Raw genomic sequence first — 19,767 nt, 5'->3', positions numbered from 1 at the left:
CTCAGGCACCTCCGGTGATTTGGGCGATTGTGCGTTTCAGGGTATCGACCACATCCTTGAGGGCGGCTTTCTCGCTGTCTTCCAGGCCTTGCAGCGGTGCACGCACGCCGCCGGAGCGCAGGCCGGCCAGTTCGCAGCCATGCTTGATCGACTGGACGAACTTGCCGCCTTCGAGGAAATCCATCAGCGGCATCATGGCCGCCATGATGCGCCGGCCCTTGTTGAAGTCTTTCTCGATCACGCAGGCTTCGTATAAGGCGACGTGTTCGCGTGGGATGAAGTTCGAGCCGGCACAGACCCAGCTGCGTGCACCCCAGGCGAAGAACTCCAGTGCCTGGTCGTCCCAGCCGCAGGACAGGCTGATGTGCGGGTACTGGCACGCGAGGCGGTGCAGTTGGCCCATGTCGCCGGAGCTTTCCTTGATGGCGACGATGTTCTTGCACTGGGCAACCGCGTCGAAGAACTCGGGGCCCATATGCACGCCCATGCGGCCAGGGTAGTTGTAGAGCATGATCGGCAGGTTGGCGGCGCGGTCGACGGCCTGCACGTGAATGGCGATTTCCTGCTGGGTCGGCAGCGCGTAGGGCGGCGAGCCCACCAGCAAGGCGTCGGCCTTGATGGCCTTGGCGGCTTCGGCGAAGGCCACCGAGTCTTCGGTGCGAATCGCACCGGTGCCGACGATCAGTGGCAAGCGACCTTGCAGCACATCCTTGGCCTGGGCGGCCAGGTCGAAGCGCTCCTGGGTGCTGTGCGCGTAATACTCACCGGTAGAGCCGCCGATGATGATGCCGTGAACCTTGGATTCGACCAGGTATTCCAGGACATCGGCAAAAGCGGCCTTGTCGATGCTGCCATCGGCGGCCAAGGGGGTGATGGCGGGTGTGTAGATACCTTCGAACTTCATGGGTGTCGCTCCAAATGAGTGTCACTGCCTATAAACAGCGCCAGCCTTGCGCGGCCGGCGCAACGAATCTGCCTAACCGAGGGCGGCCGCTTGCTGGAGGTTCAGAGAACGGGTTTCCGGTGCCAGCAGCCATGACAACAGCAGCCCGATCAACGTGATGAAGGCGGCCACATACATGGTTTGTGCGATGCCCAGTACATCGAGCGAGATCGGCACCAGGTAAGTGCCAATGGCAGCGCCGATGCGTGAGAAGGACGTACCGACACCGACCGCGAATGCGCGGATTTCCGTAGGAAAGATCTCGTTGGGATAGACCAGCGTCAGGACCTGGGCACCGCCGATGAACAAGGCGTAGATGGCGAAGAACAGCAGGGTCCATACGCCTGCGCTGGTGTGGAATGCCCCCAGGCACAGGAGCGCCAGTCCGGAGAACAGGAAGCTGTGGATCAGCATGCTGCGCCGGCCGATCCGATTGATGATCCGCGTGGCGATGACGCAACCGACCACGAAAAACAGGGTGATCAATACCGCGCCAACGGCGGCGCTGTCACCGGTGACATTCAAGGCGGCCAGCACTTTGGGGGCAAAGGCGTAGACGGCGAACAACGGGATGATGCAGCAGGTCCAGAAGACCACGACGAACAGCATTCGCACGCCGTAGCCCGAATACAGCAGATTCCAGAGGGTGACTTTCAGCTTGGCTTGCTGCTCGGGAAGATGCTTGAGCGAAAATTCTGGGCCGTAGACGTCCTTGATGACCGCTTCCGCTTCCACGGCTCGCCCTTTACTGAGTAGCCAACGCGGTGATTCAGGCGTGCCGAGACGGACAATGAACAATGCGAGACCGATCACTGCCGAACTGGCCAGCACCCAACGCCAGGCGTCGTCGCCAGCGAGGCGCAGGATGATCTCCCCGGCGATGTAGGCACAGGCCGCCCCCGCGAACCAGAGAATGGTCAGCGTGGCCAACCGTGGGCCGCGGTATTTCCTGGGCATGAACTCGACGAGCAGGGAGGTGGCGACCGGGTACTCGATCCCCACCGCAATGCCGATGACCAGGCGCAGCAGGAAAATCGCCAGTGCCGATTCAGCCCAGAACTGGGCGATCGAAGCGCTGACGAACAACACCGGCCCGACGAAAAAAAGCTTCTGGCGACCCAACCGATCAGTGAGCCAGCCGCCGAGAAAACCGCCGAAGAAAATCCCGATCAGCGCCGAGGAGGCGATCATGCCTTCCCAGAAAGGGTCCAGCGCCAGTGCTTGTGAAATATGCACAAGCGCCACGCCGATGATGCTGAGCACATAACCGTCAACGAACGAGCCGCCGCCCGAGCGCAGGGTCAATAACCTGTGGAACCGATTAAGGGGGACATCTTCTATGGACGTACTGAGGCTTGTCATTCTTGTACCTGAAATTGTTCTTGTTTGAATCCGGTATTCAGTTCGAGCGCGACGCTTCGTGCGGGTCAGCTTTCCCGGCCGGCCCGATATTGGCCCCACATCAAGTTGGCGTTGACGCCGAGGGAAACCAGTGGCGCCGGTGGGTTGGCCGATGGCCCGGGTGAGCGCAGCACGAAGTCGATCAATTCGTCGCGTTCACCCGCCAGCCAGTCGGCCAGCAACTTGCCCGTGGCGGTGCCTCGGGTGACGCCCAGGCCGTTGCAGCAAAGTGCGCCGTAGACGTTGGGCGACAGCTCGCCGAAATAACCTTCGTGGTTGCGCGACAGTGCGAGCGCACCGCCCCAGGTGTACTCGAAGGCCAGATCCGGGAGCATCGGGAAGCGTCGTTCGAACGAGGCCCGATGACGGGACACGAAACGCTGCAGGTACTTCTGATCGCTGCGCCCCGTCGGGTTGAAACTGAAGCTGTTGCGGATCAGCAGGCGGTTATCCACGGTGCGCCGCACCGTCGTGCCGAACGGGTCGGCAGGTATCAGCCCCCAATAGGGTTTGCCGCCGAGGGCGGCTTGCTCCTGTTGGTTCATCGGACGGGTCAGGCTGGCGTAGGTAAACACCGGCAGCATGCGCCCCTTGAGGAAGCCGAAACTCATGCCGAAGGCGTTGTTGGTCAGGATCAGCTTGTCGGCGGTGATCGAACCGTTGGCGTGCTTGAGCACGGTCTTGGCGCCGTATTCCACCTCGGTGATCGGAGTGTTTTCGTACAGCGTGACGTTGCCCGGAAGGCTGTCGGCGAGCCCCTTGACCAGCGCCGACGGCTGGATCAGGGAAGTGCCGGGGGTGAACAGGGCCTTGCGGTAGAAGTGGGTGCCGATGTGCTCGGGCAAGTCGTCCCCCTCGATCATCTCGTAGGGCTGGCCGAGTTTGTCGAGGCCACTGCGGTAGGCGTCGAGTACCGCGACACCCCGCGTTTCGACCGCCGCCTGGTACTTGCCACAGTGCTTCATCTGGCAATCGATGTTGAAGCGTTCCACCAATTCCTTCAGGTAGGACTGTCCGCTGAGATTGAGTTTCAGCGTCGTCCTGGCCGTGGCGATGTCGCCGATGTAATCCTCGGCGCCAATGTCGTGAGGCAGGTCGATGGCAAAACCGGCGTTGCGCCCGGAAGAGCCGAAACCCACCTCCTGCGCTTCGATCAGGAGGATGGGCTCGTCAGGAAAATGCATCGCCAACTGGCGGGCCGCCGCGAGGCCGGTGAACCCCGCACCGACGATCACCCATCGAGCACTGGTATGGCCCTGATGGGAAGGCTTGACCTGACGGCCCTTGCTCAAGTGATACCAGCCACAGCTTTGATCATCGGCCGGCAGTGAACATATTTTTGTCATTTAGGGATCCAGTTCCATTAATCAATTCAAGGCCAGGGCTGTTGCGCAAGTGCATGGCCGAATTGACGCGGTCAGTTCAACGAGATATTCAAAAGTTGCAGTTGATTCATTCCAGTCGGCACTCGTCATATCGGCCTGTCAAAGTTCGTAGCGCGGTTCTTTGGACGGTGGATAACCAAACTGCATGCTGTAGCACTTGGTGAAGTGATTGGAGGCCACGAAGCCACAAGCCAGTGCAACTTGAAAGATGGGCAAGTTCGAGTTTTTCAGCAGGCGACGGGCTTCATTGACGCGCAATCGCAAATAGTATTTTTGCGGACTGGTTGCCAGTTGCTCACGGAACAACCGTTGCACTTGGCGCCGGGAAATGCCGACGCAACGCGCCAACTGGTCTGAATCCAGTGGGTCTTCCAGGTTGGCTTCCATCAGCGTGACGATTTCGCGCAAGGGGCCGCTCAATCGTTGATGGCGTGTGTCGGCGCAACTGCGAAATCGATATTGCTCATGATCGAGCATTTCGAGCACGGCATCCGCCAGTTGCGCGCCGCAAGATTTGCCCAACCACTTGATCATCATATGGAAGGCACCGTTCGGCGTGGCTGCCGTCAACCGGTCGCGGTCGAAAATCAACGGATCCAATGACACATTGATGTTGGGCGAGCGTTCGGCCAGGGCCAATCGTTGCTCGGCATGAATGGCGCAGCGGTAACCGTCCAGCAGGCCGGCCCGGGCCAGGTACCACGCGCCATTCCATAGGCCACCCAGGGCGACGGAAGCGTTGCCCAGCTTTTTCAGCAGCGCCATGAGCCAGTGGGGAGCGACCCTTGGGGTATGTTGGCCGCCACACACGATCATCAGGTCAAGCTCGCCGAGGCGGATGTCTGTCAACGGCGTGTCTGGTCGGATCGGAATCGCCAGGTCACTCATGACCTCGGTATGGGTGTGACTGAAGATATGCACGCTCACGGAACCCGGCTTGATGAGGTTTGCCGTGGCGAGGGCATCCAGGGACAAGCTGAAACAGGGCAGTGAGAATTTTTCCAGCAAAAGAAACCCCACCCTTGAAGTGGTTACACGTTCAGCATTGGGCAACATGTAATTTGCCGGGTGCTGAGCAAAGGTTATTCCGGGGTTTCTGTTAAGACTGTTCATTTGACTCACACTACCGCGCAGGGCTCCAGGAAAAAGACACTGACGCGCAGGCTTTTCGCGGATTAATTATGTTGACGGCCTATTACAAGGCTGACCTCAATCTATTATTGTCGTGTCACTCAGTCCAACAACATTTGCGCGCCTTATTGGATAACCCTTCGTTATAAAAAGGCGCTGAAGAACAGTGGATCAATCCCGCAGGAAGCTTTCGTCGAAGGGGTAATGGGTCAACAGTTCATAACCCTCTTCGGTCACCAATAATTGATTTTCCAGCTTGATCCCATCCCGCCCTCCGACTTCTCCCACATAGGCTTCGACGCACAACGCCATGCCCGGTTGGAGCTCGCCTTCATATCCATAGCTTTCGAGGTCTTCGGGGTAACGAATGCAGGGGTATTCATCACACAGTCCGACCCCGTGGAACATCACGCCGTAGCGCTGGGCGCGGCACGATTCCGGGAGGCGGTGGCCGCGGGCCGTCAATTCGTTGAAGCGAACGCCCGGTTTTACCAGCTGCATATTGTGGGTGATGTGTTCATGGGCGATGCGATACAGACGTTTCTGTTCGGCGGTAGGTTCGAGCCCACCACAGATCCAGCTGCGCGACATGTCCACGCACATGCCGTAGACGCCGATGAGGTCGGTGTCGAATGACAACAGATCGCCATCGCCCAGGACTCGCGGCCCGGACTCCTGGAACCACGGGTTGGTGCGCGGGCCGGAGCTGAGGATGCGCGTTTCGATCCATTCGCCACCGCGGCGGATGTTGCCGGCATGCAGCACGGACCAGACATCGTTTTCAGTGGCGCCGGCGCGCAAGGCCTGGTGCATTTCGCCGATGGCCGCTTCGCAGGAGGCGACGGCGCAGCGCATGGCCTTGATTTCATCGGGGCCTTTTATGGAACGGGAAAATTCGGTCACTTCCTGGCCTTGGCAGACTTCCACGCCCAACCTGTCCAGGGCGCGCAGGCCCGCCACTTCGATGCGATCGACCGCCAACCGGCGATTGGCGCCGCAGTGCTGGCGCAGCAGTTCATCGACCTGGGCGGCGAAATGATGCGCGTGTTTGTCGGTGTGCTCACCGGTTTCAAAATAGAAAAAAGACGCGCCGCTGCGCAGCTCGCTGACGAGTGGCAGGTGCGCGGAAAGGTGATTGCAGCCATGGAAGTCCCACAACACCACATGACCGCTGGCCGCCACGAAGCAGGCGCGGGCGGGGTTGTGGGTGGTCCACAATTGCATGTTGGTGGTGTCTGTGGCGTAGCGGATGTTCAGCGGATCGAACAGCAGGATGCCGCCCAGGTCGCGGGCGATCAGTTGCTCCTGGAGACGCCGCAGGCGGTATTCGCGCATCGTCGGCAGGTGAGGCGGTTGCAACCCCAGCGCGGCCCACTCGGAAAACGCCAGTGGGGTCGGGCCGATCTCGACGCGGTCGTTGTCGTCGACGGAACCGTCGATCTTGAGCGCGGCGGCGCGTTGTCTGGCGGGGTCGATCCGCCGGGTATTCGCAAACATGGAAAAGGGCGAAGTGCTCATCTCACCGGTCATCCTTTCAAAGCGGGGGCGGGCCAGTGGCTGCCCCCGCTGTTCATCGGTGTTCGCTTACTTGGCCGCACGTGCGGCTTGCAGCCAGCCGTCGTACTGCTGGCGATGCGCGGCGATCCATTCCTTGGCGTGGCGGGTGATGTCGGCCGGCTTTTTCTCGCCTTCCTGCATCTTCAGGTTCTGCGCGCTCTCATCGGCGGTGCTGATCTGCATGACCGAGAGGAACTTCAGGGCTGCCGGGTTCTTCTTGGCGAAGTCCTTGTTCAGCACGGCCTCGACCTTGTCCACGGCAAAGCCCAGGTTCTTGCCTTTGTACATGGTGTCGACACTATTGTTGCCGTCAGGCAGGTCGGTCTTCGGTACTTCCAGCCAGACCACATCCTTGTCTTCGACCAGCACGGTGGCGATCCACTGGGGAACCCAGGTGAAGTAAAGGATCGGCTTGCCTTCCTTGTACCGCGTGATGGTGTCGGCCATGAGGGCGAAGTAGGAGCCCTGGTTGACCTTGACGGTTTTACCCAGGTCATAGGCCTTCATGTGGTGATCGATGATCAGCTCGCAACCCCAGCCGGGGTTGCACCCGGTCATGTCTGCCTTGCCGTCGCCGTCGGTGTCGAACAGCTTGGCGATTTCCGGCTTCTTCAGGTCGGTGAGGTACTTGATGTGGTACTGATCGGCGGTCTTCTTGTCGATCAGGTAGCCTTGCAGTACGCCCGGCATGATGTCGCCGGCCTTGACCATGGTGTCATCGCCACCGGCCTGTTGGTAGAACTTGGCGTGCAGCTTGTCCCACAGGTGCACAGTGAAATCCGCGTCACCGTTGCCCAGGGCCATCATCATGACCCCGTATTCCGTTTCCTTCGGCTCCTGGACGTTGTAGCCCAGGTCGCGCAGGCCTTGCATGGCGATTTCGCCACGGAAGCGTTCTTCAGCGATGGATGGGAAGATCGGCGTGACTTTCACTCCGTCGCCCGGCTTGTCCGCTGAAGCGTGGGCGCAGAGGGCAGCGGCGGTCAGGGTCAGTGCCGTCGCGCATTTCAGAAGCGTGCTGGGAAGCTTGAGCATGGACATCGTTGCGTACCTTTCTTTTGGTTTTTATCTTCAAGTGCGGCAGATCAATGTGACTCTCTGTCAGGCGGTCTTGCGCCGCCCTGCGGGTTTTCCTGCGCCGAACAGGCGCAGCACCAGGCCGACCGGGCCGGTCTGGTACCAACGCAAGCTCGGGTCGGCGCCGCTCCGTGCGCCCATGGCCTGGGTCAGGCGATCGAGGAAGATGGCCAGCAACACCAGGCCAACCCCGCCGACCGTGGCCAGGCCCATGTCCAGTCGGCCGATGCCGCGCAGGACCATCTGTCCCAGGCCGCCAACGGAAATCATCGAAGCGATCACCACCATCGACAGCGACAGCATCAGGGTCTGGTTGAGGCCGGCCATGATGGTCGAGGTGGCCAGCGGCAGTTGCACGCGGGTCAGCATTTGCCGAGGTGTGCAGCCGAAGGCCCGGGCTGCTTCGATCTTGTCTTCCGGCACCTGGCGGATGCCCAGGTTGGTCAGGCGGACCAGCGGCGGCAGGGCGAACACGATGGTCACCAGCACGCCGGGGACGTTACCGATGCCGAACAGCATCACCACCGGCACCAGATAAACGAACGCCGGCAAGGTTTGCATGGCGTCGAGGATCGGTCGGATCACTTGCTCCAGGCGGTCGCTGCGGGCGCAGAAGATACCCAGGGGGATGCCGATCAACGCGCAGAAAAACACCGACGTCAGGACCAGGGCCAGGGTGGTCATCGACTCCGACCACACGCCGATGAGACCCAACAGCGTCAGCGTCACGACGCACAGCAGGGCCATGCGCTTGCCGGCCAGCTGCCAGCCCAGTAGCGACGACAGGAGGATGCCGATACTCGGAGGAATGCTTTTCAGGATGAGTTCGATGGTGTTGAGCACCTGGTCGATGGGCCAGCGAATGGCACGGAACACATCGCGGAAGTTGTGGACCAGGAAATTCAGGGTACTGGTTACCCAGTCACCCAAGGGAATGACCAGGGTCTGGAACGGGTCGAGAAAGCTGAAGTCGGACATGGTGGATTACCTTTTCATCGTCGCCACGGTGTGATTGGTCCGTGGCGTTTCACTTCATCAGGGACGCAGCCAGGGCGGGCTCAGTGGCGGCTCAGGGTCTGCAACAACTGGTTCTTCGACAGCGTGCCCTTGAAGGCGCCCTCCCGGTCGAGTACCGGAACCGGGTAGGGAAGGTTGGCGGCAATGTCCAACACATCGTGCAGGGGGGTGTCGGTATAGACCGGCTGCTGTTCATGCAGGCTGTAGCGCTCGGCGGCGCCCGCGCCGCTTGCGTCGGTGTCGACGACGCCGATCAGTCGGTCGTGCTCGTCGATCAGGTAGCCGAATGAACTCGCCGCGTCGAAGTGCGGGGCCTTGCCATTGACCCGGCAGATCACTTGCGGATCGAACTGCGCTACGTCACCTGCCTTGAGTACCCGCGAACTGTCGAAGCCTTTGAAGAACGTGCGGACGTATTCGTTGGCCGGTTGATTGATCAGCTCCTGGGGCGTGCCGATCTGTACCACCCGGCCACCTTCCATGATCGCAATGCGGTGGCCGATGCGAATGGCTTCTTCGATGTCGTGGGAGATGAAGATGATGGTGCGTTTCTGCTCTGCTTGCAGGCGGATCAGTTCGCCCTGCATTTCACTGCGGATGAGCGGGTCCAGGGCGGAAAAGGCTTCGTCCATCAGCAGGATGGCCGGGTCATTTGCCAGCGCACGGGCCAGGCCCACGCGCTGCTGCATGCCGCCGGACAGTTGGTGAGGGTAGCTGTGCTCATGTCCGGCCAGGCCGACCTGGCTCAGCGCCTCGCGGGCTCGGGAATGACGTTCAGTTTCGCTGACGCCGGAGATCTCCAGGCCAAAGGCGGTGTTTTCCAATACGCTCATGTGTGGCATCAGGGCGAACGACTGGAACACCATGCCCATTTCTTTACGGCGAACATCCAGCAGGGCTTTGTCGGCGAGGCCGGTGATTTCCCGGCCGTTGAGATAGATACTGCCCGACGTGGGCTCGATCAGGCGATTGAACAATCGCACCATGGTTGATTTGCCGGAACCGGACAGCCCCATGATGACAAAGATTTCGCCGCGTTTTACCGAGAAACTGGCATCGAATACACCAATGACCTGGCCGGTTTTCTTGAATACTTCATCTTTGCTGGCGCCGGACTTCAGCATATTCATGGCCACATCGGGTTGTGCGCCAAATACCTTGAAAATATTCTTGACCGAAATGATCTCATCGGAACTGTTCATTTCGTTCCTCCTACACATGCGACATTGCAATTACACTCGGCCAAATAAATGCCGGGCGCCATTAATACGGGCGGGCAGTCGAAAAGAGGAAGTCTTCGCATAAACAGTGTTCCGGTTTTTTATTGTTTTGCCCGCGCTGTCGGGCTTTTCTTAAAATCTATAAGTATCGTGCGGGTAAATCCAACAACATTTACAGGGCTTTATCGATAACCTATCGTTATAGACAGGGCCTGATACGACGGTCGCGGGATATTCGCGACGGCCCTGTGGTCCGCGCGCCGTGCTTTGGGTTAATCTCCGGCGACTTTTGAAATAATAATGAGGGAGCTAACTGAATTTTGAGCAAACATGTCGATCCGGATACCTTGCTGCTCAGAATGCCTTCCCTGCGGGCAACGAGAGCGTTTGTGGCGGCCGCCAAATACCAGAGCTTCACCCGGGCCGCGGAGGCCTTGTGTGTGTCGCAGGCCGCGATCAGTCGACAGATCCGGGAGCTGGAAGAGTACCTGGGTGCCCAGCTGTTCATGCGGGTCGGGCGTGCTGTCGAATTGACGGCCGCCGGTTCGGTCTACTTCGAGGCTGCGCAGCTGTCGTTCGTGAACATCGCCCAGGCCGCCGAGCGAATTCGTAGCGCGCCCACGCAGAAACCCGTGTTGACGGTCTGCTGTTCCCCTGCGTTTTCGGCGCTTTGGCTCTCCCACCATTTGCCGGAGTTTCGGACCAACAACCCCGACATCGAACTCAACCTCATCACCACGCAGAATTTCGTGAACATGGAGCCGGGCGTCGAGCCCGACATCATCATTTCGAAAATCACCCGGGTGGGGGTGGGCTACAAGAGCTATCCGTTGTGCCATGACATTATCTATCCCGTATGCTCGCCGACGTATCTGGAAAGGCATCCTGAAATCTCTTCGCTCGAAGGGATGAGGGACTCGTCGCTGCTCGATCTCAGCCCCTTCGGCCGCTCCGGTGTGGCCGAGCACGTGGATTGGGAAATGTGGCTGGCTTTCCAGAACGTCGATATCGACGAACGCCCGGCCGAGAGCCCGCCGATCTTTCATGCCAATGATTACAACTTGATCATCAACATGGTGTTGACTCACCAGGGCATTGCCTTGGGTTGGAACCAACTGGTGGTCGGCATGGTGGAAAAAGGCCTGCTGGTCCGTCCCGTGGAACAACAGGTGACGCTGCGCAACAGTCTTCATTATCTGGCGTACAAGGAAAATACCGAATATCAGGATGCGTGTATGCGCGTGCGTGATTGGGTACTTTCGAAGTTTGCGCGCTGGTGTGTCTGATAAAGCGCAATGAATGATCCTGGCATAACCTGACATTATCCTTTGGGCGATAAAAAAGTTGTTTGTCGGGTTGTTGTGGCTATCGTAGCCTTCGATCGAACAGCGATAAGTAATGTTTCATCTTCTCTTGCGTGTTTGCGCGCAGGTCAGGTTATTACCTGAATATTATTTATCCGGCCTGTTTGTCACCCGTCCTCGGTTACGTTAAAGCGTGGAGAATAATAATGAGTAGCAAGGATTCCGTCATTGGCCTGATCAACAAGCGCAAGGCACGCCATGCGCTGCCGCGTGAGCTATACATTGATCCGGAAGTCTATCGCCAGGACCTCGAGTTGATCTGGCACAGGGACTGGGTCTTTGCCGGTCATACCTTCGAGATCGAAAAACCGGGCCAATATTTTACCTTGCAGATTGGTGACTATCCGGTGGCGGTGGTCAGGGGCAAGGATGGCCAGGTCCGCGCGTTCCATAATGCCTGTCGCCATCGTGGTGCCAAGGTTTGCGAGCACGCCCAGGGCAAAGTGGCGAAAATGGTCTGCCCTTACCATAAGTGGACTTTCGAGCTGGATGGGAGCTTGCTTTACGCCGGCAACATGGGAACCGGCTTCGACCGGTCGCAGCACAACCTCAAGACGGTCCACGTCGAAATCGTGCACACCTACATTTATGTCTGTGTCGCTGAAAAAGCCCCTGATTTCGAACGCTTCCGTAGTGCGGTCAGCCCCTTTATCGCGCCCCATCTGCTGGAAAACTGCAAGGTGGCCTTCGAATCGAACCTCGTGGAGAAGGGTAACTGGAAGCTGGTTTTCGAAAATAACCGCGAATGCTTCCACTGCGACGGTACGCACCCGGAACTGCTGAACTCTTTCGTCGAGAACCTTTCGGTCGCCGGTGTCGGTGGCGAAGACGATCCCGAGCTGTTGGCACACTGGACGCGTTGTGAAAGCGCCGGTATGCCCAGCCGACTGGTGATGGACCCGGACGGGCGTTTCCGTATGACCCGTATCCCGCTTTCGGCGGGTGCCGTCAGCTACACCATGGACGGCAAACCCGCTGTCGCAGGCCGCCTGGATAACAGCGGTGAAGCGGACATCGGTGCCTTGCTGTACTTCAATTACCCGTCGACCTGGAACCATTTCCTGGGTGACCACGCGTTGAGCTTTCGCGTGCTGCCCATCGGCCCCAACGAGACCCTGGTGACGACCAAATGGCTGGTGCCGGCCAGCGCTGTCGAAGGGGTTGATTATGATCTCGATCGGCTGACCAAGGTCTGGCTCGCCACCAACGATCAGGATCGCCGTCTGGTGGAAGGCACCCAGGCCGGTGTGATGTCGCCGTCCTACGAGCCGGGTCCGTTCTCGGAAATCGCCGAAAATGGCGTCTGCCAATTCGACGACTGGTATTGCGAGACCATGTTGACCCGTCTCCAGGGCCCAGTGCCATTGAAGTCCGTGGGCTGACGCAGCCCCTGTTTCGGTCAGTGATTCATCTCGCTGGCCGAAACGGTTTCGCGGTTTCAAATCCCTTCCACAGTTCTTCCATGCGATCCGCTTAACGGAACGTCATTTGCGGCCGATAACCCGACAAGTCCCGTTTTCTTTTACTTGCCTGGACATCCTCGATGCTGGCGTACCACCAAAAAAGCTTTCTGATCGTCGATGATTTCTCGGATTTCCGCAGTTCCCTCCGCTCCATGCTGCGCGAGTTGGGGGTCAAGGACGTGGACACCGCCGACACCGGTGAAGCGGCGCTGCGCATGTGCTCGCAGAAGCGCTATGACTTCATCCTGCAGGATTATCACCTGGGCGATGGACGCAAGAATGGCCAGCAGGTGCTGGAAGACCTGATGATCGAGAAGTTGATCAGCCATGAAAGCGTATTCCTCATGGTGACCGCCGAGACCAGCCAGGCGATGGTGCTCAGTGCCCTGGAACATGAGCCTGATGCGTACCTGACCAAGCCGTTCAACCGTTCCGGCCTGGCCCAGCGGCTAGAACGCCTGGAGCAGCGCAAGACGTTGCTCAAGCCGATCCTGCAAGCGTTGGATCGCGGTAAGCCGCTGGAAGTGCTCAATGCCTGCATCGCCCTGTGCAAGCAGGATCCGCGCTACGGGCCGTTGTGCCTGCGCTACCGGGCCGATGCGTTGCGCGATCTGAATCAGAACGAAGCGCTGGAGCGGCTGTATAACAGCATCCTGGGCGACCGTCCGTTGCCGTGGGCCTATGCGGGGTTGGGGAAGTTGATGTTCAAGCGCGGCCAGGTCGCGCAGGCCAAGGCTGTCTATGAAAAAGCCCTGAAGGTCTTTCCGATGATGCCGGCGCTGTACGACGGCATGGCCGATGTGCTGGTGGCGGAAGGCGACACGAAACAGGCCCAGAGCGTGCTGGAGGAGGCGGTGCGCCTGTCGCCACTGGCGGTGCGTCGTCAATCGTTGCTGGGCAAGCTGGCGATGACCAACGAAGACTACGACACGGCGTCCCGGGCCTATCGACAGGCGGTCGGGCAGGGCGCGCAGTCGCGCTTCAAGGACCCGGAAAGCAACCTCGGCCTGGCCCATGCTCTGATCAGCAAGGGCAGCGAAAAAGGCCTGGATACCCGCACGCGGCTGGAGATCAACACGACCCTCAGCGCGGTGGCAAAGGAAAACCCCAGCGATCCCGGCTTGCAGGTTCGAGCGCGGTTGATGAAGGCTACCAGCCTGCTGCTCAACGATGCCGAGACCGCCGAGAAACTCACCGAACAGGCGTTGCAGCGCCTCGATGGCATGGAGCAGTTCATGAGTGCCGAAGCCGCGCTGCTGGTGGCCAAGCAACTGCAAATGCTCGGCCAGGCCAGTGCCGGCGAGTCGATGCTCAAGAACTGCGCGGAAATCTACGGTGATGATCCGACGGTGATGCAAGGCATTGCCAAGCTTACCGACGACCCGAACATTCTCAACCAGGGCAATGCCGCCGCCGAGCTGAACCGCGAAGGCGTGCGCGTCTACAAGAGCGGCGCGCTGCCGGAGGCGCGAGAGCTGTTCCGCCGTGCCCTGAAGATGCAACCGAAAAACATCAGTATTGCCCTGAACATGGCGCAATCCCTGCTGCATGGCACCGATACCAGTACGGACTCGGAATTGCTGGAGGAATGCCGCGCCTGCCTGAAACTGGTAGGCATGATGCCCGACACCGACGCGCGTTTTGCGCGTTATCAGAAACTGCGAAGCAAGGCATTTGGCGATGAATGACAGTGAACAGGCTCTCGATTTTTCCACGGTGATCGCATCTACCGTGCACGACATGAAGAACTCCCTGACCCTGCTCATGCAGGCGCATACGCAATGGCTCGAGCGCTTGCCCGAATCCGAGCGGCAGACCTCGGAGCAGGGTGTCATCGAGTTCGAATTCGCCCATCTCAATGGCCTGATGGTGCAACTGCTGGGGTTGTACAAGCTCGGCGTCAACCAGTTGCCGCTGCACCCGGCCTACCATGAGCTGGACGACTTCATCGAGGCGCAGTTGGCCGGTCATCAGGACGTGTTCCGCAGTCGCGGGATCATGGTCACTTACGAGGTCGACCCGCTGAGTCCCCTGGGCTTTTTCGATCGTGAGCTGATCGCTTCTGTGCTCGACAACTGCATCAACAACGCCATCCGTCACGCGCGCCAGGCGCTGCTGATCAGTGTGAGCGACGAGGCCGGGCAACTGGTGCTGACCATCAATGACGACGGCGAAGGCTACCCCGCCGAGATGATCGAGCGTCAGGCCGACTATGTGCAGGGCATCAACCATAGCAGCGGCAGCACCGGGTTGGGCTTGTACTTCGCCGCGCGGATCGCCGGGCTGCATCAGCGCGGCGGTGTGTGCGGGCGTACCGAGATTGCCAATGGCGGGGTGTTGGGTGGCGGGGTGTTCCGGATTTACCTGCCCTGAGCCTGTCCAGCACAAATACTTCAATCGATTCAAAAACACTGTGTGGCGAGCCAGTGGGAGCAAAGCTTGCTCGCGATGAACGATAACGCGATCTTCTGACGGATCGAAGTGTCCCATCGCGAGCAAGCTTTGCTCCCACAGACTCACTCCCCCTGAGTGTTTCTGGGCTCGATGTTTATTCTTTCTGGGCGCTTGATATTCCGAACACCCGAAGCCTATTTTGTACGGGTTGCCGTTCGCGGCTCGCACATAACAAGGATTGCGTCATGACGACCGATGGCCAGCGTTCACTCGCGCAGCGACTGACCGGCATTGATGAGATTGAATGTGTTACGCCGGATTTGAACGGCGTGCCGCGGGGCAAGGTAATGACCGCCGAGGGTTTTCTCGAAGGTCGACGGTTGCAGCTGGCCAAAGGCGTGCTGCTGCAATGCATCATGGGCGGTTACCCGCCGTCGCGTTTTTATGGCAGTGATGATGGCGACCTGGCCCTGGTGGCGGATCCGACCCAGATCCATCGCCTGCCTTGGAGTGTGCAACCGCGGGCGCTGGCGATTTGCGACGCCGATGAACTGAGCGGCGCAAGCTCCCGGCTTTCGACGCGCGGCCAGCTCAAGGCCGTGATCGCCCGCTATGCAGCCCGGGGACTGGCGCCCGTGGTGGCGACCGAGCTGGAATTCTTCGTATTCGCCCCCAACCCGGATCCGACCCAGCCATTCCAGCCGCCGCTGGGCCTGGATGGGCGGCGCGAAGACGGCCAGTCGGCGTTCAGCATCAGCTCCAACAACGGCCTGCGCCCGTTCTTCAGCGAAGTCTACGAATGCATGGCGGCGCTGGGTTTGCCCCGCGATACCTTCATGCATGAAATGGGCGTGAGCCAGTTCGAGATCAATCTGCTGCACGGTGATCCGTTGCTGCTGGCCGACCAGACGTTCCTGTTCAAGCACCTGCTCAAGGAAGTGGCCCTCAAGCATGGCCTGAGCGTGGTCTGCATGGCCAAGCCCCTGGCCCACACGGCGGGCAGTTCGATGCACATTCACCAGAGCGTCGTCGAGCTGGGCAGCGGTCGCAATGTGTTCAGCGACGAGGCGGGCGAGCCGACGGCGGCGTTCCGGCATTTCATCGGCGGCCAACAGGCCGCCATGGCCGATTTCACGGCGTTGTTCGCGCCGAACGTCAATTCCTACCAGCGCCTGTGCCATCCGTTTGCGTCGCCGAACAATGCCTGCTGGTCCCATGACAATCGTTCGGCCGGGTTGCGCATCCCGGCCAGTTCGCCGGTGGCCCGGCGGGTCGAGAACCGCTTGCCTGGCGCGGACGCCAACCCCTACCTGGCGATTGCCGCCAGCCTGGCAGCCGGCCTTCACGGCATCGAGAATCGCCTGGAGCCAAGCGCCGCGATCCAGGGGGAATTCGAGGTGCCGGATAATCTGGCGCTGCCATGTACCCTGCACGCCGCCCTGGAACGTCTGAAGCGTAGTCATCTGGCGAAGGAACTGTTTGGTAAGGAGTTCATCGAAGGCTACATCGCTTCGAAAACCCTTGAGCTGACAAGCTTCTTCGATGAAATAACCCCCTGGGAGCGGCGTGTTTTAGCGGCCCAGGCATAAAGAACCGCCGTATTCGGGCTATCTTCATCAGGTAGCCCGTACTCATTGCAAGGAGCCGCTCGGAACGCCGATGCGCCAAATCTGGAAACCTTTTCGAGCGCTGTATTTCGCCTCGCTGATGATGCTCATCGGTTCGGGCCTGTTGAGTACCTACCTGGCCTTGCGCCTGGCCGCCGACCATGTGGACAGTCTCTGGGTCGGTGCGCTGATGGCCGCCAACTATTTCGGCCTGGTGCTGGGCGGCAAGATTGGTCATCGGCTGATCGCCCGTGTCGGGCATATCCGTGCCTATTCGGCCTGTGCCGGCATCGTCGGCGCGGCGGTACTGGGCCATGGGCTGGTGGATTGGCTGCCGGCCTGGATCGTGCTGCGGATGATTGTCGGCCTGGGCATGATGTGCCAGTACATGGTCATCGAGAGCTGGCTCAATGAGCAGGCCGATGCCAAGCAGCGCGGGGTGGTGTTCAGCGGCTACATGATCGCCTCGTACCTGGGGATGGTACTGGGCCAGTTGATCCTGGTGATCCACCCGGCCCTTGGCCTGGAGCTGCTGATGCTGGTGGCGCTGTGTTTCGCCCTGTGCCTGGTGCCCGTGGCGCTGACCCGGCGGATTCACCCGGCCCCGCTGCGTCCGGCACCGATGGAGCCGCGCTTCTTCATCAAACGGGTACCGCAGTCGTTGAGTACAGTGCTGGGTTCGGGGCTGATCGTCGGCTCGTTCTATGGCCTGGCGCCGCTGTACGCCTCTCAACAGGGGCTTTCGACCGAACAGGTCGGCCTGTTCATGGGCTGCTGTATTTTCGCCGGCCTGCTGGTGCAGTGGCCGTTGGGCTGGTTATCCGATCGTTACGACCGGGCGCTGCTGATCCGCTGCGTTGCGTCGCTTCTGGCGCTGTGCGCGCTGCCCTTGGCGATCCTGTCGGAGGCACCGCTGGAAGTGCTGTTTGTGGCCGGCTTCTGCTGTTCGCTGATGCAGTTCTGCCTGTATCCCTTGGCGGTGGCGTTTTCCAACGACCACGTCGAAAGCGATCGCCGGGTGTCGCTGACGGCCATGTTGCTGGTGACCTACGGCGTCGGCGCCAGTGTCGGGCCGCTGGTGGCCGGGGTGCTGATGAAGCTGTTCGGCAGCCAGATGCTGTATACCTTTTCGGCGTTCTTCGCCCTGGTGCTGGTGTGGCGGATCCGGCCGAATGCGGTGACCAACCTGCACCAGGTCGACGACGCGCCACTGCATCACGTGGCAATGCCGGACAGTATGTCGAGTTCACCGTTGGTGGCGTGCCTCGATCCGCGGGTGGATGAGCAGGTGGTGCAGGAACAGATGCAAACGCCGGTCGATGCCGAGGTTGAGACCGAATCAGTGGCTGAAACCAAGGCCGCGGGGGGCGAACCAAGGTAGGCCCCCAGACAGGCACAAAAAAACGGGCAGTTCCAGAAGGATTGCCCGTTTTTTCATGGCTCGCGAATCAGAAGTCGTCTTTGTCGAAGCGACGGGCTTCGCGCTGCAACTGATAAACGAAACGCTCGACCTGCCGCTGCACCAGGCCACTGATGTTGTGGAAGCGTATACCGGCGAAGGTGGTGTTGATCTTTTCTTCGAAATGCAGGTAACGCAGCTCGACCGGCGCGGTCATGTTGCCAAAGGGCAGGGCGGCAATGAAGCGCTCGTACACTTGGCCCAATTGCAGGCGTTCGGTGATGTCGCCGTCGAAGCGCAGCTTGCAACCCGTTGCGGAGATGTCCAGCAGCTTGCCATCCACCGGCGACTTGAGTTTCTCGCCACCGAGTTCGACGTTGACCAGTTGGGCCAGTTTCAGGGCGGCGCGGAAGGCGTTGCGACGTTGGTGATAGACCACTTCGTCGGGCAGGGCGCCGCGATAGCAGCGACCGTCCTTGGATTCATCGATGGTCAGCGGGCCTTTGCCCTCCCAGGCGATACGCACGCCCTCGTGGAAACCCTCGACACGGAACGGCTCGCCTGCCAGCAGGAAGCGCTCGCCATCGCGGGGAATCATTTCATCCAGGGCGAGGGCGTTGTTTTCGCGATCGACGTTCACCAGGTAGCTTTGGAAGCGCTGGCTACGTTCGTGAAAGGTGATGATCAGCGGGTCGTGGCTATCTTGCAGCATCCGCAGGTTGCCAGAAATTTCCAGGGGGGTGCTGAGGACCTTCGGGGGCTGCGGAGCATCATCCGCGCTTGAGGCATTGAACACGGGGGTCAATCTCCAGGCAAAATACGACTACGAATGTCCGGCATTTTGCCAGCATGTATCGCGCGTTGATAGGACGCAGGCATGGTTCGTTTCATGCCTGGCTGAGCGGGCGATGCTTGACCATCCGGGCGGTCGAGCCGCGGGCGTCATAGAGCGAGGGGATTTCACCGCCGTTGAGGATGCGCAACTGGTTGGCCGTGGCGGCCTGCTGGATCTGGATCGACTGGCCATTGCGCGCGTTGGCGGCCTGGCACTGGGCGAGCAGTTCATTGAGCGCTTTGCTCTGGGACAACAACTGATCGCCAATCGACGACTGGCTGGCCAATTGCTCGAGGCCGTCGTGGTTGGCGGGCAGGCCAAGGCTGGCGAGAATCTCGCTGCGCTTGCGGCCATGCTGATCGAGCAAGATGATCAATGCCTGTTTCTGCGCCAGGATATCCTCCAGCAGGGGCATGTCGCGACCGTGCAGTGCCAGGGATTCGGCTTGCAGCAGTTCCAGTAATTGTTGCACTGGAACGAAGTCGTCGGTGATCAGTTGCAATAAAGTCGTGTCGTGCATGGCTGGCCTTGGGTCTTAAGCGTCCAAAAGCCTGGCGCCGGCGGCGGCCTAGCGCTGGGCTTCGAAGTTGAGCAGTTTGCTGGCTACGCGGTTGCTGTCGACTTGGTAGCTGCCATCGGCGATGGCTGCTTTCAACTCGGCCACGCGGGCGTTGTCGACGACAGGTTGATCGCGCAGCTTGTCAGTGATCTTCTGCAACTGCTGAGCCTCATCGCTGAGGTGTACCGTCTCTCCACTGCTGATAGTGCTGGCTTGTTCGACCGGCGAGGATTTGCCGGTTTCGGCGGTTTCCTTGCTGGCGCTGGTACGCGTGGTGCCTGTCAGTGGTGAAGAGCTGTTTAAACGATTGAAGTCGATGACCATGGTAAAAAACCTCTGGGTATTTGGACGCTTGCCATGTTTTCGGCCATTCCCAAAATAACTTTAGGCCCATCGTTCGATGAACGTGCGCACA

General features: G+C 59.9%; 17 protein-coding genes. 6 read left to right on the top strand and 11 right to left on the bottom strand.

The features are described from left to right. Position 1 precedes the first annotated feature (1 nt). The 8 genes from N4Q37_RS19755 to N4Q37_RS19720 all read right to left on the bottom strand — a co-directional run bounded on the left by N4Q37_RS19755 (position 2) and on the right by N4Q37_RS19720 (position 9,713). Complete coding sequence (locus N4Q37_RS19755; RefSeq protein WP_260961236.1) at positions 2 to 904, bottom strand: dihydrodipicolinate synthase family protein; 903 nt, start codon at positions 902 to 904, stop codon at positions 2 to 4. A gap of 72 nt (positions 905 to 976) precedes the next feature. Then, positions 977 to 2,305, bottom strand: a complete 1,329-nt coding sequence (locus tag N4Q37_RS19750) for an MFS transporter (RefSeq protein ID WP_260961235.1) — start codon at positions 2,303 to 2,305, stop codon at positions 977 to 979. 65 nt (positions 2,306 to 2,370) lie between these two features. After that, a complete protein-coding gene (locus N4Q37_RS19745; RefSeq protein WP_260961234.1) occupies positions 2,371 to 3,690 on the bottom strand; it encodes an NAD(P)/FAD-dependent oxidoreductase in 1,320 nt (439 codons plus the stop codon). Between the two features lie 138 nt (positions 3,691 to 3,828). Further along, complete coding sequence (locus tag N4Q37_RS19740) at positions 3,829 to 4,785, bottom strand: GlxA family transcriptional regulator (protein ID WP_260961233.1); 957 nt, start codon at positions 4,783 to 4,785, stop codon at positions 3,829 to 3,831. Positions 4,786 to 5,031: 246 nt separating this feature from the next. Beyond that, positions 5,032 to 6,378: a dimethylsulfonioproprionate lyase DddP gene (gene dddP / locus N4Q37_RS19735; RefSeq protein WP_260961232.1), complete on the bottom strand. Its 1,347-nt coding sequence runs from the start codon at positions 6,376 to 6,378 to the stop codon at positions 5,032 to 5,034. Between the two features lie 66 nt (positions 6,379 to 6,444). After that, a complete protein-coding gene (gene proX, locus N4Q37_RS19730) occupies positions 6,445 to 7,458 on the bottom strand; it encodes a glycine betaine/L-proline ABC transporter substrate-binding protein ProX (RefSeq protein ID WP_390897948.1) in 1,014 nt (337 codons plus the stop codon). A gap of 60 nt (positions 7,459 to 7,518) precedes the next feature. Further along, positions 7,519 to 8,472 carry a glycine betaine/L-proline ABC transporter permease ProW gene (gene proW / locus N4Q37_RS19725; protein ID WP_260961231.1) on the bottom strand — a complete coding sequence of 318 codons (954 nt, stop codon included), beginning with the start codon at positions 8,470 to 8,472 and terminating at the stop codon, positions 7,519 to 7,521. Positions 8,473 to 8,552: 80 nt separating this feature from the next. After that, positions 8,553 to 9,713 (bottom strand): quaternary amine ABC transporter ATP-binding protein, encoded by a 1,161-nt coding sequence (locus N4Q37_RS19720; RefSeq protein ID WP_260961230.1) that lies wholly within the window; start codon positions 9,711 to 9,713, stop codon positions 8,553 to 8,555. Between the two features lie 338 nt (positions 9,714 to 10,051). On the opposite strand from N4Q37_RS19720, the gene N4Q37_RS19715 reads away from it, so the two are divergent. The 6 genes from N4Q37_RS19715 to N4Q37_RS19690 all read left to right on the top strand — a co-directional run bounded on the left by N4Q37_RS19715 (position 10,052) and on the right by N4Q37_RS19690 (position 17,940). Continuing rightward, complete coding sequence (locus N4Q37_RS19715) at positions 10,052 to 11,017, top strand: LysR family transcriptional regulator (RefSeq protein WP_260961228.1); 966 nt, start codon at positions 10,052 to 10,054, stop codon at positions 11,015 to 11,017. Positions 11,018 to 11,241: 224 nt separating this feature from the next. Then, complete coding sequence (locus tag N4Q37_RS19710; protein WP_260961227.1) at positions 11,242 to 12,477, top strand: aromatic ring-hydroxylating oxygenase subunit alpha; 1,236 nt, start codon at positions 11,242 to 11,244, stop codon at positions 12,475 to 12,477. A 161-nt stretch (positions 12,478 to 12,638) separates the two neighbouring features. Then, positions 12,639 to 14,246, top strand: a complete 1,608-nt coding sequence (locus N4Q37_RS19705) for a tetratricopeptide repeat-containing response regulator (RefSeq protein ID WP_260961226.1) — start codon at positions 12,639 to 12,641, stop codon at positions 14,244 to 14,246. Further along, positions 14,239 to 14,931 (top strand): sensor histidine kinase, encoded by a 693-nt coding sequence (locus N4Q37_RS19700; RefSeq protein WP_260961225.1) that lies wholly within the window; start codon positions 14,239 to 14,241, stop codon positions 14,929 to 14,931. Before N4Q37_RS19705 ends, N4Q37_RS19700 begins: the two co-directional genes overlap by 8 nt. Positions 14,932 to 15,299: 368 nt before the next feature. Then, positions 15,300 to 16,541 carry a glutamine synthetase family protein gene (locus N4Q37_RS19695; protein WP_260961264.1) on the top strand — a complete coding sequence of 414 codons (1,242 nt, stop codon included), beginning with the start codon at positions 15,300 to 15,302 and terminating at the stop codon, positions 16,539 to 16,541. Positions 16,542 to 16,611: 70 nt separating this feature from the next. Beyond that, a complete protein-coding gene (locus tag N4Q37_RS19690; protein ID WP_260961224.1) occupies positions 16,612 to 17,940 on the top strand; it encodes an MFS transporter in 1,329 nt (442 codons plus the stop codon). Between the two features lie 67 nt (positions 17,941 to 18,007). Here N4Q37_RS19690 and N4Q37_RS19685 read toward each other — a convergent pair whose 3' ends face one another. From N4Q37_RS19685 to flgM, 3 genes are all read right to left on the bottom strand, one after another. Beyond that, positions 18,008 to 18,754 carry a flagellar brake protein gene (locus N4Q37_RS19685; protein WP_260961223.1) on the bottom strand — a complete coding sequence of 249 codons (747 nt, stop codon included), beginning with the start codon at positions 18,752 to 18,754 and terminating at the stop codon, positions 18,008 to 18,010. Positions 18,755 to 18,845: 91 nt separating this feature from the next. Next, the gene (locus N4Q37_RS19680; protein ID WP_260961222.1) at positions 18,846 to 19,313 is read right to left on the bottom strand and encodes a flagella synthesis protein FlgN; all 468 of its coding nucleotides are present in this window, start codon (positions 19,311 to 19,313) and stop codon (positions 18,846 to 18,848) included. Positions 19,314 to 19,361: 48 nt separating this feature from the next. Continuing rightward, positions 19,362 to 19,676, bottom strand: a complete 315-nt coding sequence (flgM, locus tag N4Q37_RS19675) for a flagellar biosynthesis anti-sigma factor FlgM (RefSeq protein WP_260961221.1) — start codon at positions 19,674 to 19,676, stop codon at positions 19,362 to 19,364. Positions 19,677 to 19,767: the final 91 nt, after the last annotated feature.

The sequence above is a fragment of the Pseudomonas citri genome (assembly GCF_025336485.1).
Lineage (GTDB): Bacteria > Pseudomonadota > Gammaproteobacteria > Pseudomonadales > Pseudomonadaceae > Aquipseudomonas > Aquipseudomonas citri.
The sequence above is the reverse complement of the archived record's forward strand: the minus strand, read 5'-3'. Positions and strand labels throughout refer to the sequence as shown.